This is a genomic window from Actinotalea subterranea (genome assembly GCF_008364845.1).
Taxonomy (GTDB): Bacteria; Actinomycetota; Actinomycetes; order Actinomycetales; family Cellulomonadaceae; genus Actinotalea; species Actinotalea subterranea.
This window is the reverse complement of record NZ_VTTP01000002.1, coordinates 334,698-349,392: the sequence shown is the minus strand read 5'-3', so window position 1 is coordinate 349,392 and position 14,695 is coordinate 334,698. Positions and strand designations below refer to the sequence as shown.

Here is a 14,695-nt window from a genome sequence, read left to right as displayed (position 1 = left end):
CGGGTCGTGAAACCGGCCGTCCGTCGCCGGTCTCACCGCCGACGCCGGCCCTGATGACGGGACGCTAACCCGGCGACTGGCGATCCTGCAAGCCGTTGCGGTAACTTTCAGGCAACGCTTACGAGAGACCCGGCGCAGAGGCCGGGGCGTCCACCACGAGGAGGTGCTGGTGTCCTCTACGCTGCCCCACGTGCGTACACGCCTCAAGGACCTTGCCGACCAGGCCGGCGTCAGCACGGCGACCGTCTCACGGGTCCTCAACGGCAAGGCGGGTGTCGCCGGGGAGACGCGCAAGGCCGTCCTCGCAGCCCTCGACGTGCTGGGCTACGACCGTCCCGAGAAGCTGCGCACCCGGTCCGAGGGCCTCATCGGGCTCATCGTGCCCGAGCTCGACAACCCTGTCTTCCCGGCGCTCGCGCAGGCGATCGAGACCACCCTCTCCGACCGCGGCTACACGCCGCTCCTGTGCACCCAGTCCCCCGGCGGCACCACCGAGGACGAGTACGTCGAGATGCTCCTCGAGCACGGCGTCGACGGCATCGTCTTCGTCTCCGGGCGGCACGCCGACACGACCGCGAGCCGGGACCGCTACCACCGCCTGATCAGCCGCGGGCTCCCCGTCGTCCTGGTCAACGGCTACGCCGAGGGTGTCGACGCCCCGACCGTCTCCACCGACGACGCCGTCGCGATCGACCTGTCGCTGCGGCACCTGCGCTCCCTCGGGCACCGGGAGATCGGCCTCGCGATCGGCCCCGACCGGTACATCCCCGCACGCCGCAAGGTCGCGGCCTTCAGCGAGGGCCTGCGGCGGCAGACGCCCGACATCGACCCCGCCGAGCACATCGTCACCACGCTCTTCACCGTCGAGGGCGGGCAGGCCGCAGGCGGCGAGCTCATCGACAGCGGGCACACCGCGATCATCTGCGGCTCGGACCTCATGGCGCTCGGCGCCATCCGCGCGGCTCGCGCACGCGGGCTGCGCGTCCCCGAGGACATCTCGGTCCTCGGCTACGACGACTCCCCGCTCATCGCCTTCACCGACCCCCCGCTGACGACCGTCCGCCAGCCCGTCAGCGGCATGGGCAAGGCCGCCGTGAGCGCACTGCTCTCGGAGGTCTCCGGCGCGCGCGTGCCCCGCACCGAGCTGCTCTTCCACCCGGAGCTCATCGTCCGTGGCTCGACGGGACCCGCACCCGCCGTACGCTGAAAACTGCCCTCGCCCCCGATCCCGACGGGAACACCGTGCGCTCAGACACGCCCACCGCCACGACGGCGCCCGCGCCGACCACCACCACGACCCTCGTGCACACGCCCGCGACGGGGGCGGCCGAGTGGTGGCGCACAGCGGTGATCTACCAGGTCTACCCACGCTCGTTCGCGGACGCGAGCGGCGACGGCATCGGCGACCTGGCAGGGATCACGTCGCGGCTGCCGCACCTCGCACGCCTCGGCGTCGACGCGGTGTGGCTCTCACCCTTCTACCGCTCGCCCCAGCACGACGCCGGGTACGACGTGGCCGACTACCGCGACGTCGACCCCCTGTTTGGGACGCTCGACGACTTCGACACGATGCTCGCCGCGGCGCACCGGTACCGCATCCGCGTGATCGTGGACCTCGTCCCCAACCACACCTCGAACGAGCACGCGTGGTTCCGCGCCGCTCTCACGGCAGCCCCCGGCAGCCCCGAGCGGGCGCGCTACGTCTTCCGTGACGGCCGGGGGCCCGACGGCGCCGCGCCCCCGAACAACTGGACCTCCGTCTTCGGCGGCACCGCATGGACACGCGTGACGGAACCGGACGGCACGCCCGGCCAGTGGTACCTGCACCTCTTCGACACCACCCAGCCCGACCTGGACTGGACCAACCCCGAGGTGCGCGCGGAGTTCGAGTCCGTCCTGCGCTTCTGGCTCGACCGCGGCGTGGACGGGTTCCGCGTCGACGTCGCGCACGGCATGGTCAAGGAGCCCGGACTGCCCGACTGGGCCGGCAGCTCCTCGATGATCGAGGGCGCGCACGAGGGGACCACCGGCTCCGAGGACGGCTCGACGGGCGCCGGGAACCAGGGGCCCATGTGGGACCAGGACGGCGTGCACGACATCTACCGCTCGTGGCACGCCGTCCTCGCCGAGTACGACGGCGACCGCGCGCTCGTCGCCGAGGCCTGGGTCGAGCCCCTGAGCAGGCTCGCCCGGTACGTCCGCCCGGACGAGATGCAGCAGGCGTTCAACTTCTCCTTCCTCACGGCGCTGTGGTCCGCGCCGGTGCTCCGCGAGGTCGTCACCGCGTCCCTCGAGGCCAACGACGCGGTCGGCGCCCCGACGACGTGGGTGCTCTCGAACCACGACGTCGTGCGGCACACGTCGCGCCTCGGCCTCGAGGTGCCCGGGTCCAAGCCGAACGGCATCGGAGCCGGCGACCCGCAGCCTGACGAGGCCCTGGGCCTGCGCCGCGCACGGGCGGCGACGCTCATGATGCTCGCGCTCCCCGGCTCCGCGTACCTCTACCAGGGTGAGGAGCTCGGCCTCCCCGAGCACACGAGCCTCGACGACGACGAGCGCCAGGACCCGACGTGGTGGCGCTCCGAGCACACCGAGCGCGGCCGTGACGGGTGCCGCGTCCCGCTGCCGTGGGCCGCGGACGAGCCCGCGTTCGGGTTCTCGCCGACGGGCGCCGCCTGGCTGACGCAGCCGGAGTCCTACCGCCGCTACGCCCTCGACGCGCAGCGCGGCACGGCCGGGTCGACCTACGAGGTGTACCGATCGGCCCTGCGGCTGCGCCGGGAGTTCCGGCTCGGCTCGGGCTCCCTCGCGTGGGTCGACGGCCTGCCCGCGGGTGCGCACTGCACGGTGCTGGCCTTCGTGAACCGCGAGCTGCTGGTCATCACGAACTTCGGCCCCGACGCCCTGCGACTGCCCGCCGACCTGACGCTCGTCCACGCGTCGGACGACCTGCCCGTCGCGGACGACGACGCCGTGCTCGTGCCGCCGGACACGACCGTGTGGGCACGGCTGACCGCCTGAGCCCAGGCGCCCTCACCCGAGGGCGACGACACCGTCCTGGGTCGCGGCGAGCACGGCGCCGCTGCCCGTCGTCTGAAGGAACATGAACCCCTCGGGCACGGGCGCGCGCCAGCGGACCGTGCCGTCCTGCACGTCCCGCGCGACGAGCATGGTCTGCGTGCCGGTCATCTCCGAGGTGACGATCAGCTCGCCGTCCGTGAGCGACGACCCGTAGCCCATCGCCCCGTCCGGGGTCGACCACCGGACGGCGCCGTCACGGACGTCCACCGCGTGCACCGCGTTGCCGTCCTGGAGGACGAGCACGCCGTCGACCTGGAGCAACGGGACGCTCGACCCCACGATCTCGTCCGAGCGCCACCGCCGCTCGCCGTCGGCCAGGTCGAGCGCCGCGATGCCCGCGCCGGCGCCGACCACGAGCACCTCGGGGAACGAGCCGTCGTAGTGGTGGGGGCGAAGGACCTGGCCGGGCAGCGCGAACAGGACCTGCCCGTCCGGGCCGAGGACCTCACCCTCGCTGGCGAGGTGGACCGAGCCCTCGCGCCAGACGGCCTCCCGCCCACCGCCCAGGTCGGTGCGCGTCATCCACGCCGTGTTGTCCGTCGCCGAGACGGCCTCGCCGCGCTCCCCGGGCTCCCCGGTCTCGACCGAGACGCTCACCCGCATGGTCCCGGTGATCACGAGGAAGCCGTCGCGCAGCTCCCAGCCCTGGACGGTCCCGCCGGGGGCGATCGGCTCCGGGCTCGTCCACTCCCACGCGAGCTCGCCGGAGTCGGGGTCCCAACGCGTCACGCGCAGGAACCCGTCCGCGGTCGCGGTGCCGAGGATCACGTCGTCCTCGGTGCTCAGCGCGTTGATGAGGGCACCCTCGACCGTCCGCGTCCGCAGCGAGCGGCCCGTCGCGCCGTCCACGACGGTCAGGGTCCACGGCGCGGGCGCGACCTCCCGCGCGTCGGAGCCGCTGCTGTAGCCGTATGCGCCGGACGCGAAGCATGCGAGCAGCACCGGGCGGTCGTCCGCCTCGGCCCCCTGCGCTGCCACCGACTGACGCCCCGTCGCGTCGACCGTCAGCCCGAGGTCCCGGGCGCGTTCGCCGACCGGGGCGCAGTACTCCTGGGTCTCGCCGAGCTCCGGGTCGCCTGCGGCGTCCGTCCGGGACCAGACGACCGCTCCGGTCGCCGGGTCCAGGCCGGAGATGCCCGTGTCCGACCGCACGAGCAGCACCTCCCCGGCGTCGCCCGAGTACCAGCCGGGTGCACGCCACAGCTCCTCGAGGGGCTCGGCGAGCGACGGCACGGGCCCCAGCGCGGCGGCGAGCGTCTCGCGGCGCTCCGCCGCGGCCCGCCCCTCGACGACGTTGGCGCCGACGACGACGGCGAGCGCGAGTCCCGCGGCCACGAGGACCTGGGGCCGCGCGCGACGCAGGCGCCGCACGACCGCCGCACCGCGCCGTCCGCCCTCAGCCGGGTCGGGGTCCTCCGCCTGTTCCGCGGCGTCGTCGTCGATCGAGAACCCGCGCGAGACCAGGAGGTCCTCGACCACGTCGTCCCACGGGCTCGCGTCGACGAGCTCGACCTCCATGAGCTCCGTGTCATGGCCCGAGCGTCGCCCACGTCGGCCGCGCATGACGCGAGCGTAACCAACCGACGCGCACCGGGGCACCCGGTCGGGGGCGCGCGCTGCTCGGCCGCCGTGCTGGTCGGGGCTCAGCCTCCAGGCAGGCGCACCCTAACCGCCCGAGACGCTGGGCTCAGCCGCCCGAGACGCTCAGCTCGGCCTCCGCGAGGGCCGAGCGGAAGGCGGGGCTCAGGTCCCGCGAGTCGAGCCAGCCCTCGGGCAGGATGGGCCGCTTGGGCGACCCGGACCGACCACGCTGCCCCTCAGCACCCGCACCGGGGTACGGCTGGTCGAGGTCGAGCGTCGACAGCAGCGCGTCGAGGTGCTCGAGCGTCTCGACGAGGCCGAGCTCGGCACGCAGGGCGCCGCCGACGACGTACCCCTTCAGGTACCAGGCCATGTGCTTGCGCATCTCCCGCAGCGCCTTGAGCTCGTCGCCGAACTCCTCGACCATGAGCTCCGCGTGCCGCCGGATCACGTCCGCGACCTCGCGCAGCCCGGGGCGCACACGCACGTCCGAGCCGTGGAACGCGGCCGCCAGGTCCGCGAAGAGCCACGGCCGGCCCTGGCACCCCCGGCCGACCACGACGCCGTCGCAGCCCGTGCGCGCGACCATCTCGAGCGCGTCCTCCGCGGACCAGATGTCCCCGTTCCCGAGCACCGGGATGTCGGTCACCGTCTGCTTGAGGAGGGCGATCGAGTCCCAGTCCGCGGTGCCCGAGTAGTAGTCGGCGGCGGTGCGGGCGTGCAGGGCGACGGCCGCGACCCCGGCGTCCTGCGCCACGAGGCCCGCCTCGAGGTACGTCAGGTGGTCCTCGTCGATCCCCTTGCGCATCTTGATCGTGACGGGCACGCCGTACGGCGCCGCGGCGTCGACGGCGGCACGCACGATCGACGCGAACAGGTCCCGCTTCCACGGGAGCACCGCTCCCCCGCCGCGGCGCGTGACCTTGGGCACGGGGCACCCGAAGTTGAGGTCGACGTGGTCGGCCCTGTCCTCGGACGCGAGGACGTGGACGGCGGCACCGACGGTCGTCGGGTCGACGCCGTACACCTGGACGGACCGCGGCCGCTCGTCGGCGTCGTGCCGGATGATGCGCATGGACTCCGGCGTCCGCTCGACGAGCGCGCGCGACGTGACCATCTCGGCGACGTACAGACCCGCGCCGTGCTCGCGGCACAGGCGCCGGAACGCGCGGTTCGTCACGCCCGCCATCGGGGCGAGCACGACGGGGGTCTCGACCGTGAGCGGGCCGATCCGCAGGGGTGGCAGCACAGCGGTCATCCGCCGATTCTCCCATCCCGTCGGCCCGGCCCCGTGACCAGGCCGCGGCGCCGCCCGGTGAGGCCGCCCGGCGTGAGGGATGATCTGCGGGTGCCACGCCCGTCCCGCCGCCTCGACCGGACCACCACCGCGCTCCTCGCGGTCCTCGTGCCCCTCGCGCTCGCCACGGTCGCGGGCCTGGTCGCCCTGTGGCCCACCGGCGAGGGCCCGACCACGGGCATCGTCGCGATGGACGCGGAGTACCCGTCGGCTCGCGTCCTGACGGCCACGAGCGAGTCCTGCGGCGGCGAGAACGAGGACCGCCTGCCCGACGGCACGATCCCGGAGTCGGTGGCGTGCACGCTCGTGACCGCGGAGGTCACGTCGTCCGACGCGGCCGGGGAGCAGGTAGAGGTCTGGGCACCCGCCAACGTGCGTGACCGCGACCTCCCCGCGGGGACCTCGATCGTGCTCGTCCGCTACCTCCAGACCGACACGGAGCCGGAGGTGTGGGCCTGGTACGACTTCGCGCGGACGACGCCCCTCGGCGCGCTGGCCGTGGCGTTCGCGATCGTCGTGGTCGCCGTGGCCGGCCTGCGCGGCCTGCGTGCGCTCGTCGGCCTCGTCATCGCCTTCGCCGTGATCGGGGCCTTCATGCTCCCCGCGCTCCTCGAGGGCGCCGACGCGCTCACGGTGGGCCTCGTGGGCTCGTCGGCCATCATGTTCGTCGTCCTCTACCTCGCGCACGGGTTCTCGAGGCGCACGACGACGGCTCTCGTCGGAACCCTCGCCGGGCTCGGCGTGACGGCGGGCCTCGGGGTCCTCGCGGCGCGCGCCGCGCACCTGACCGGCATCGCGACCGAGGAGGACTACCGGCTCGCCCAGCTCACCGGCCAGCTCGACGGGTCGGCGCTGCGCGGCCTGTTCCTGTGCGGGGTGGTGCTCGCCGGGCTGGGCGTGCTGAACGACGTGACCATCACGCAGGCGTCCGCCGTGTGGGAGCTGCGCAGCTCCGACCCCGACGCGTCCCGCCGGACCCTGTTCTCACGTGGGATGCGGATCGGCCGGGACCACATCGCGTCGACCGTGTACACGATCGCGTTCGCCTACGCGGGCGCGGCGCTGCCCGTGCTGCTCCTCCTCCAGGTGTACCAGCTGCCCCTGCTCCAGACGCTGAGCAGCGGCGAGTTCGCCGAGGAGGTCGCCCGCACCCTGGTGGGCTCGATCGGCCTCGTGCTGGCGATCCCCTTGACGACGGCGATCGCCGCGGCCGTCGTCACGGCGTCACCGGCGAGCCGGCACCGCTCGCCGCAGGCCGGCGGCCACCTGCACGCCCACGCAGCCACGGCGGTGGCGCCGTCGTCCGGCTCTGCCCCGTCCGGCTCTGCCCCGTCCGGCCCGGACGGCGGACCGGGCGCGACGGAACCACCCGCTCGGGGCGCGCAGACCGACTGACGACGCGACCCCGCCGCACCCGTGGGTGCAGCGGGGCCGGCGCCGAGCAGACCTGAGCGTGGACCGGGGCTCAGCAGCCGACGAGGCGTGCGGCGAGGTAGCCCGTCACCTGGTCGAGCGAGACCCGCTCCTGCGCCATCGTGTCGCGCGACCGGATGGTGACGGCCTGGTCCTCGAGCGAGTCGAAGTCCACGGTGATGCAGAAGGGCGTGCCGATCTCGTCCTGCCGGCGATACCGCCGACCGATCGCGCCGGCGTCGTCGAAGTCGACGTTCCACGCCTTGCGGAGCTCGGCGGCGAGGTCCCGCGCCACCGGCGACAGGTCCTCGTGCCGCGAGAGCGGCAGCACCGCGGCCTTGACGGGCGACAGCCGCGGGTCGAGCCTCAGCACGGTCCGCTTGTCGACGCCGCCCTTGGCGTTGGGCGCCTCGTCCTCGGCGTACGCCTCGACGAGGAACGCCATGAGCGAGCGCGTCAGACCGGCCGCGGGCTCGATGACGTAGGGCACCCACCGCTCGTTCTTGGCCTGGTCGAAGTACGACAGGTCCTGGCCCGAGTGCTCGCTGTGCGTCTTCAGGTCGAAGTCCGTGCGGTTCGCGATGCCCTCGAGCTCGCCCCACTCGCTGCCCTGGAAGCCGAACCGGTACTCGATGTCGACCGTGCGCGTCGAGTAGTGGGACAGCTTCTCCTGCGGGTGCTCGTACAGGCGCAGGTTGTCCCGCGACAGCCCGAGACCGACGTACCAGTCCGTCCGGGTGTCGATCCAGTACTGGTGCCACTCGGCATCGGTGCCGGGCTCGACGAAGAACTCCATCTCCATCTGCTCGAACTCGCGTGTGCGGAAGATGAAGTTGCCGGGCGTGATCTCGTTGCGGAAGGACTTGCCGATCTGCCCGATGCCGAACGGCGGCTTGCGTCGCGACGTCGTCATGACGTTCGCGAAGTTGACGAAGATGCCCTGGGCCGTCTCGGGGCGCAGGTAGTGCAGGCCCGACTCGTCCTCGACGGGGCCGAGGTACGTCTTGAGCATCATGTTGAAGTCGCGCGGCTCGGTCCAGCGGCCCCGCGTGCCGCAGTTGGGGCAGGCGACCTCGGCGAGGCCCCCCTCGGGCGCACGGCCCTTCTTCTCCTCGAACTCCTCGAGCATCTGGTCCTCACGGAACCGCTTGTGGCAGCTCAGGCACTCGGTGAGCGGGTCCGTGAACACGCCGACGTGACCGGAGGCCACCCAGACCTGCCGAGGCAGGATGACGGACGAGTCGAGCCCGACGATGTCGTCACGGCTCGTGACCATCGCCCGCCACCACTGGCGCTTGATGTTCTCCTTGAGCTCGACACCGAGGGGGCCGTAGTCCCACGCGGACCGCGTACCGCCGTAGATCTCGCCCGAGGGGAACACGAACCCCCGGCGCTTGGCCAGGTTGGTGACGGCGTCGAGGCGGGACGGCGTTGCGGCCACAGGTGATCACTCCAGAGCTCGTGCGGGTCCGCACGTGGCTCGCGCGGACGGGACGCGCCGGCGCAGGCGGGGCACGTCGTCGGCCAAGGCTACCGGCGGACCGCACGCCGCACGCGCGACCGCGCCGGGGCCGGTTTGACAATCGTTCTCACCACTACTGAGAATGATCCTCATGACATCCCCCCGTCGCCGCCGCGCGGCCGCCACCTCCGTCGCACTGACCGCCGCCGCGGCACTGACCCTCGGCGGCTGCGCGACCGAGGCCGGCGCGGACGACTCGGGTCGCCTCCAGGTCCTCGCGTCGTTCTACCCGCTCCAGTACGTCGTCGACCAGGTCGGCGGCGACCTCGTCGACGTCACCTCCCTGACCCCGCCCGGCGCCGAGCCCCACGACGTCGAGCTCTCGCCGCGGCAGGTCCGTGAGGTCGGCGAGGCCGAGGTGGTCGTCTACCTCGCAGGCTTCCAGCCCGCCGTCGACACGGCCGTCGAGGCACGCGAGCCGGCCCATCTGGTCGACGCCGCCGCCACGCCCGCCGTCGCCGAGCACATGGGCGAGGCGACCGAGGAGCACGCCGAGGAGGACGAGGCCGACGAGCACGCGTCCGAGGAGGAGACGGCCGAGGCCGACGACGGCCACGGGCACGACGGGCAGGACCCGCACTTCTGGCTCGACCCGACCCTGCTCGCGGCCGTCGCGCTCGACGTCGCCGACACACTGAGCGAGGCCGACCCGGACCACGCCGACGACTACACCACCGCCGCCGAGGCACTGGGAACCGACCTCGCGGCGCTCGACACCGAGCTCACCGACGGCCTCGCCGACTGCGAGCGCGACGTGATCGTCACCTCCCACGCCGCCTTCGGCTACCTGACCGAGCGCTACGGGCTCGAGCAGGTCGGGATCTCCGGGCTCGACCCCGAGTCCGAGCCGTCGCCGGCGCGCCTGCGCGAGATCCGCGAGGTCGTCACCGAGCACGGGGTCACGACCGTCTTCACGGAGACCCTCGTCAACCCCAAGGTCGCGGAGACCCTCGCGGACGACCTGGGGATCACGACCGCCGTGCTCGACCCGGTCGAGAGCCAGACGGACGACGCCACGGACTACCGTGGAGTCATGGAGCAGAACCTCTCGGCGCTGCGCGCCGCGCTCGGCTGCCGATGACACCGGTCGTCCGCGCCGCGGGACTGCGGGTCAGTCTCGGCGGGTCCGTCATCCTTCACCACATCGACCTCGCCGTCGACGACGGCGAGGTCGTGGCCCTGCTCGGCGCCAACGGGTCGGGCAAGTCGACCCTGGTCCGCGCGCTCGTCGGTGCCGTGCCCGCCGAGTCGGGCACGGTCGAGCTCTTCGGCACACCCCTCGGCCGTGCCGTCCCGTGGGAGCGCGTCGGCTACGTGCCGCAACGCGTGAGCGCGGCGTCCGGCGTGCCCGCCACGGCGTGCGAGGTCGTCGTCTCCGGCACGCTCCACGCGCGCCGCCTGCTCCCCCCGCGCGACGCGCGCCGGCGTGCGTGCGCCGCGCTCGAGGAGGTGGGTCTCGGGGCAGAGGCCGACCGCCCGGTCCGGGAGCTGTCCGGAGGGCAGCAGCAGCGCGTGCTCATCGCGCGCGCGCTCGTCCGCTCCCCCGACCTGCTCGTGCTCGACGAGCCCGTCGCCGGCGTCGACCTGCCCAGCCAGCAGGTCTTCGCCGATGCGTTGACCCGGCTCACGCACCGGGGCACCACCGTGCTCGTCGTGCTGCACGAGCTGGGCGCGCTCGAGCCGCTGATCCGCCGTGCGGTCGTGCTGCGGCACGGCTGCGTCGCGCACGACGGCACCCCGCCCGCGCCGTCCGCGGAGCACGCCGGCCCGGACCACGTGCACCTGCACCCGCACGACGGCGACCGCGGCCCGGCGTCCGAGGGGCAGCCCGCCCTCGCACCGACCATCAGGTGGCAGGCATGAACGCCCTGGACGAGCTCGGCGCGATGCTGTCGGACCCCCTCATGCAGCGTGCGCTGGTCGCGGCGCTGCTCGTGGGCCTCGCGGCGCCCGTGATCGGCACCTACCTCGTGCAGCGCAAGCTGTCGCTGCTGGGCGACGGGATCGGCCACGTGGCACTCACGGGCGTCGCGCTCGGATGGCTCATCGGCAACGCGCTCGGCCTGGCGCCCGACGACGCGCTCGCCGTCCCGGGCGCCGTCGTGGCCGCGGTGCTCGGCGCCCTCGCGATCGAGCTCGTGCGTGAGCGCGGGCAGACCAGCGGTGACGTCGCCCTCGCGCTGCTCTTCTACGGCGGCATCGCCGGCGGCGTGCTGCTCATCTCGCAGGCCGGCGGCACGAACGCCAACCTCATGGGCTACCTCTTCGGGTCGATCTCCACGGTCACGACCGGTGACCTCACCCTGACGGTGCTCCTCGCGCTCGGCGTGCTCGTGGTCGGCGTCGGGCTGCGCACGGCGCTCTTCGCGGTGAGCCACGACGAGGAGTTCGCGCGGGCCAGCGGTCTGCCGGTGCGCGCCCTCAACCTCGCGATCGCCGTCATCGCGGCGCTCACGGTCACGGTGGCGATGCGCGTCGTCGGCCTGCTGCTCGTGAGCGCCCTGATGATCGTGCCCGTCGCCGTCGCACAGCTCGTCACGTCCTCGTTCCGACGCACCATGGCGACCGCCATGGTCGTGGGGGTCGTCGTGTGCGTCACCGGCCTGTCCATCACCTACTGGCAGGACGTGTCGCCCGGGGCCATGATCGTGGTCCTCGCGATCGGCCTGTACGCGGTCACGACCCTGGTCCGCGGTGTCCTAGGCTTCGCGAGGCGGCGGCGCCGCGAAGGTGTGGACCCGCACCCGCAGGTCGCCGACGACGTCGAGCTGGCCACCCCGGGAGGTCGATGATGCAGCGCATGACCCGCCAGCGCTCCGCGGTGGCGGACGCGCTCACCGAGGTCGAGGAGTTCCGCTCCGCCCAGCAGCTCCACGAGCTCCTGCGTGACCGTGGCGAGGGCATCGGGCTCGCCACGGTCTACCGGACCCTGCAGTCGCTCGCGGACGGTGGCGAGGTCGACGTGCTCCGCAGCACCGACGGCGAGGCCGTGTACCGCCGGTGCGCCCGGCGTGAGCACCACCACCACCTCATGTGCCGGACCTGCGGTCGGACCGTCGAGATCGACGGTCCGAGCGTCGAGGCCTGGGCCGCCCAGGTCGGTGCGAGCCACGGGTTCATCGACATCGACCACACGATGGAGCTCTACGGCACCTGCGCGGCGTGCGCCGCCCACGACGCACCCACCGACCGGGGCCCGGGCCCGCACGAGGGCGCGTCATGACGCCCACGCAGGCCCCCTGATGCCCGCCTGGACCTCGGACTGGCCGGTCCTGGGCATCTACCTGTTCTTCCTCTCCGGCGCGCTCATGCGGTCGCAGGCGACGTACTGGGCGGGACGGGGCGTGGCCGTCCGCGTGCTGAGGTCACGCTGGAAGGACCGGCTCGACTCCCCGCGTGTCCACCGCGGCGTGCGGGCGATCGAGCGGTGGGGCATGCCCATCGTGCCGCTGTCGTTCCTCACGGTGGGCTTCCAGACGGCCGTGAACGCCGCCGCGGGTCTGCTGCGGATCGGCTGGCTCCGCTACACGCTGTGGGCGCTGCCCGGGTGCCTCGTGTGGGCCGCGGTGTGGGGTGGCGGCGGGATGGCGGCCGTGGCGGGCGCGATCGCCCTCGCGGCCCGCTCGCCGTGGGCGCTCGCGGGGGCCGTCACGGTCGCGGTCGCTCTCGTCACGGTCCTCGTGGTGCGCAGCCGTCGCCGACGTGAGCAGCGTGACCGCATCGAGGACCTCGCCGCCGAGGGCGCCGACGCCAGGCCGTGAGCCGGGCGCGTGCCGTCAGTGCCGCTGCGACACGCAGAACTGGTTGCCCTCGGGGTCCGCGAGCACGACCCAGGCGAACCCCGCGCTCTCGTGACGTGCGACCTGGAGGGCGCCGTCGGCGAGCAGCCGCTCGACCTCGAGCTCACGATCGGGCGCCTCGAGGTCGAGGTGGACCTTGTTCTTCCCGGGCGTGGGGTCTGCGACCTGCTGGAACCCCAGGACCGGCCGGTCCGGCCCGGCCGACACCATGAGGAACCACCCGTCGTGGTCCGCCACGACCTCACCGCCGACCTGCCGCGCCCACCAGGTCGCGAGCGCCCGGGCGTCTCGCGCGTCGAAGGTCACCATCGCCACGTTCATCGTCATGGCACGACGCTAGCGCCGGGCACCCACACCCGACATGCGACGGGGCGAACCGCGGGCGGGAGCGCTCAGGCCTGCGTCGCGTCGACGGCGCCGCCGTACCTGCGGTCACGGCGCGCGTAGGTCTCGACGGCACGCCACAGGTGCCGCCGGTCGACGTCGGGCCAGTACTCGTCGAGGAAGACGAGCTCCGCGTAGGCCGCCTGCCAGATCATGAAGTTGGAGGTGCGCTGCTCCCCCGATGTCCGCACGAAGAGGTCGACGTCGGGCAGCTCCGGCTCGTCGAGGAAGCGCGCGACAGTGCGCTCGTCGACCCGGTCCGGGTTGATGCGCCCGGCCGCGACCTCACGAGCGATCGCGCGGGCCGCGTCGGCGACCTCGGCGCGCCCTCCGTAGTTGACGCACATCGTCAGGGTGCACACGTCGTTGCGGCGCGTGAGCTCCTCGGCCGTCTCGAGCTCGTGGATCACCGACTGCCAGAGCCGTGGCCGACGCCCCGCCCAGCGGACGCGGACGCCCCAGTCGTGCATCGTGTCGCGCCGCCGCCGCAGCACGTCCCGGTTGAAGCCCATGAGGAAGCGCACCTCCTCGGGCGAGCGCTTCCAGTTCTCGGTCGAGAACGCGTAGGCGGACACGTGCTTGACGCCGATCTCGATCGCGCCGGCGACCACCTCCAGCAGCGCCGCCTCGCCCGCCGCGTGCCCGGCGGTCCGCGGGAGGCCACGTTCGTTGGCCCACCGGCCGTTGCCGTCCATGACGATCGCCACGTGCCGCGGCACGAACTCGGCCGGGATGCGCGGGGCGGTCTCGCCCGACGGGTGCGGTGGCGGCGGGACGACCACGTGGGACGCGGGTGCGGCCGACCTGCCCCAGCCCCCGGCGCGCGGCGTCATACGCGCTCGACCATGCGCAGCGAGCGCAGGCTCCGCTCGAGGTGGAACTGCAGGAAGGCCGCGACGAGACCGCTCGCCTCACGGCGGTGGCGCTCGTGGCTCGCGTCCGCGGTGCCCCACTCGCCGGAGAGCAGCGCGGCGAGCAGCTCGAAGGTCTCGGGCGCCGGGGAGGCCGCACCGGGCGGTCGGCACGCGGAGCAGACCGCCCCGCCCGACCCGACGGCGAACGCGCGGTGCGGGCCGGGCGCGCCGCACCGCGCGCAGTCCGCGAACGACGGCGCCCACCCCGCGACGGACAGCGCCCGCAGGAGGTAGGAGTCGAGCACCAGGCCCGGGGCGTGGGCGCGCTCGGCGAGCGAACGGACGGCGCCGACGAGGAGCAGGAACTGCTGCGTCGACGGCTCCCGCTCGGCCTCGACGAGCCGCTCCGCGGTCTCGAGCATCGCCGTCCCGGCCGTGTACAGCGCGTAGTCCGCGCACACCGCGCGGCCGTACGGGCCGAGGGTCTCGACCTGGGTCACGACGTCGAGGCTGCGCCCCGTGTAGAGCTGGACGTCGATGAGCATGAAGGGCTCGAGGCGTGAGCCGAAGCGCGACGACGTGCGGCGGACCCCCTTGCCGACCGCGCGCACCTTGCCGTTCTGACGGGTGAGCAGCGTGACGATCCGATCGGCCTCCCCCAGCTTCTGGGCGCGCAGCACGATCGCCTCGTCACGGTAGAGACTCACCCGCCCATTGTCCCCCGTCGGCCCCACGACCGCGTGCCCGGCGCGCCCGCCGTCGT

The 14,695-nt window shown here is 73.6% G+C and carries 14 protein-coding genes; 8 read left to right on the top strand and 6 right to left on the bottom strand.

Annotated elements, in window-relative coordinates; translation table 11 throughout:
* Positions 1-169: 169 nt before the first annotated feature.
* Positions 170-1,207, top strand: a complete 1,038-nt coding sequence (locus FZ988_RS04565) for a LacI family DNA-binding transcriptional regulator (RefSeq protein ID WP_149202819.1) — start codon at positions 170-172, stop codon at positions 1,205-1,207.
* A 35-nt stretch (positions 1,208-1,242) separates the two neighbouring features.
* Positions 1,243-3,021 carry a glycoside hydrolase family 13 protein gene (locus FZ988_RS04560; RefSeq protein WP_149202818.1) on the top strand — a complete coding sequence of 593 codons (1,779 nt, stop codon included), beginning with the start codon at positions 1,243-1,245 and terminating at the stop codon, positions 3,019-3,021.
* A gap of 12 nt (positions 3,022-3,033) precedes the next feature.
* Here the strand turns inward: FZ988_RS04560 and FZ988_RS04555 are convergent, their stop codons facing one another.
* Positions 3,034-4,644, bottom strand: a complete 1,611-nt coding sequence (locus tag FZ988_RS04555) for an outer membrane protein assembly factor BamB family protein (RefSeq protein ID WP_149202817.1) — start codon at positions 4,642-4,644, stop codon at positions 3,034-3,036.
* Between the two features lie 124 nt (positions 4,645-4,768).
* Positions 4,769-5,920 (bottom strand): tRNA dihydrouridine synthase DusB, encoded by a 1,152-nt coding sequence (gene dusB, locus FZ988_RS04550; protein ID WP_149202816.1) that lies wholly within the window; start codon positions 5,918-5,920, stop codon positions 4,769-4,771.
* A gap of 90 nt (positions 5,921-6,010) precedes the next feature.
* On the opposite strand from dusB, the gene FZ988_RS04545 reads away from it, so the two are divergent.
* A complete protein-coding gene (locus tag FZ988_RS04545; RefSeq protein WP_246169208.1) occupies positions 6,011-7,354 on the top strand; it encodes a YibE/F family protein in 1,344 nt (447 codons plus the stop codon).
* Positions 7,355-7,424: 70 nt separating this feature from the next.
* Here FZ988_RS04545 and FZ988_RS04540 read toward each other — a convergent pair whose 3' ends face one another.
* Complete coding sequence (locus FZ988_RS04540) at positions 7,425-8,813, bottom strand: glycine--tRNA ligase (RefSeq protein WP_149202815.1); 1,389 nt, start codon at positions 8,811-8,813, stop codon at positions 7,425-7,427.
* Between the two features lie 172 nt (positions 8,814-8,985).
* On the opposite strand from FZ988_RS04540, the gene FZ988_RS04535 reads away from it, so the two are divergent.
* From FZ988_RS04535 to FZ988_RS04515, 5 genes are read left to right on the top strand one after another with little or no spacing between them, the layout of a single operon-like run.
* A complete protein-coding gene (locus FZ988_RS04535) occupies positions 8,986-9,975 on the top strand; it encodes a metal ABC transporter substrate-binding protein (protein WP_223145027.1) in 990 nt (329 codons plus the stop codon).
* A complete protein-coding gene (locus tag FZ988_RS04530; protein WP_149202813.1) occupies positions 9,972-10,757 on the top strand; it encodes a metal ABC transporter ATP-binding protein in 786 nt (261 codons plus the stop codon). Before FZ988_RS04535 ends, FZ988_RS04530 begins: the two co-directional genes overlap by 4 nt.
* The gene (locus FZ988_RS04525) at positions 10,754-11,686 is read left to right on the top strand and encodes a metal ABC transporter permease (protein ID WP_149202812.1); all 933 of its coding nucleotides are present in this window, start codon (positions 10,754-10,756) and stop codon (positions 11,684-11,686) included. The genes FZ988_RS04530 and FZ988_RS04525 overlap by 4 nt, the downstream gene beginning before the upstream one ends.
* A complete protein-coding gene (locus tag FZ988_RS04520) occupies positions 11,686-12,117 on the top strand; it encodes a Fur family transcriptional regulator (RefSeq protein ID WP_223145042.1) in 432 nt (143 codons plus the stop codon). Before FZ988_RS04525 ends, FZ988_RS04520 begins: the two co-directional genes overlap by 1 nt.
* Positions 12,118-12,136: 19 nt before the next feature.
* Positions 12,137-12,655 (top strand): DedA family protein, encoded by a 519-nt coding sequence (locus FZ988_RS04515; RefSeq protein WP_149202810.1) that lies wholly within the window; start codon positions 12,137-12,139, stop codon positions 12,653-12,655.
* 15 nt (positions 12,656-12,670) lie between these two features.
* On the opposite strand, the gene FZ988_RS04510 is transcribed toward FZ988_RS04515, so the two are convergent.
* The 3 genes from FZ988_RS04510 to recO form a co-directional block, all read right to left on the bottom strand.
* Positions 12,671-13,021 (bottom strand): VOC family protein, encoded by a 351-nt coding sequence (locus FZ988_RS04510; protein WP_149202809.1) that lies wholly within the window; start codon positions 13,019-13,021, stop codon positions 12,671-12,673.
* A 65-nt stretch (positions 13,022-13,086) separates the two neighbouring features.
* Positions 13,087-13,911 (bottom strand): isoprenyl transferase, encoded by an 825-nt coding sequence (locus tag FZ988_RS04505; protein WP_149202808.1) that lies wholly within the window; start codon positions 13,909-13,911, stop codon positions 13,087-13,089.
* A complete protein-coding gene (gene recO / locus FZ988_RS04500; protein WP_149202807.1) occupies positions 13,908-14,639 on the bottom strand; it encodes a DNA repair protein RecO in 732 nt (243 codons plus the stop codon). Before recO ends, FZ988_RS04505 begins: the two co-directional genes overlap by 4 nt.
* Between the last annotated feature and the right edge of the window lie 56 nt (positions 14,640-14,695).

Coding starts and splice junctions, on each gene's coding strand:
- FZ988_RS04555 (WP_149202817.1), bottom strand. CDS start 4,644: ATGCGCGGCCGACGTGGGCGACGCTCGGGCCATGACACGGAGCTCATG.
- dusB (WP_149202816.1), bottom strand. CDS start 5,920: ATGACCGCTGTGCTGCCACCCCTGCGGATCGGCCCGCTCACGGTCGAG.
- FZ988_RS04535 (WP_223145027.1), top strand. CDS start 8,986: ATGACATCCCCCCGTCGCCGCCGCGCGGCCGCCACCTCCGTCGCACTG.
- FZ988_RS04530 (WP_149202813.1), top strand. CDS start 9,972: ATGACACCGGTCGTCCGCGCCGCGGGACTGCGGGTCAGTCTCGGCGGG.
- FZ988_RS04525 (WP_149202812.1), top strand. CDS start 10,754: ATGAACGCCCTGGACGAGCTCGGCGCGATGCTGTCGGACCCCCTCATG.
- FZ988_RS04520 (WP_223145042.1), top strand. CDS start 11,686: ATGCAGCGCATGACCCGCCAGCGCTCCGCGGTGGCGGACGCGCTCACC.
- FZ988_RS04515 (WP_149202810.1), top strand. CDS start 12,137: ATGCCCGCCTGGACCTCGGACTGGCCGGTCCTGGGCATCTACCTGTTC.
- FZ988_RS04510 (WP_149202809.1), bottom strand. CDS start 13,021: ATGACGATGAACGTGGCGATGGTGACCTTCGACGCGCGAGACGCCCGG.
- FZ988_RS04505 (WP_149202808.1), bottom strand. CDS start 13,911: ATGACGCCGCGCGCCGGGGGCTGGGGCAGGTCGGCCGCACCCGCGTCC.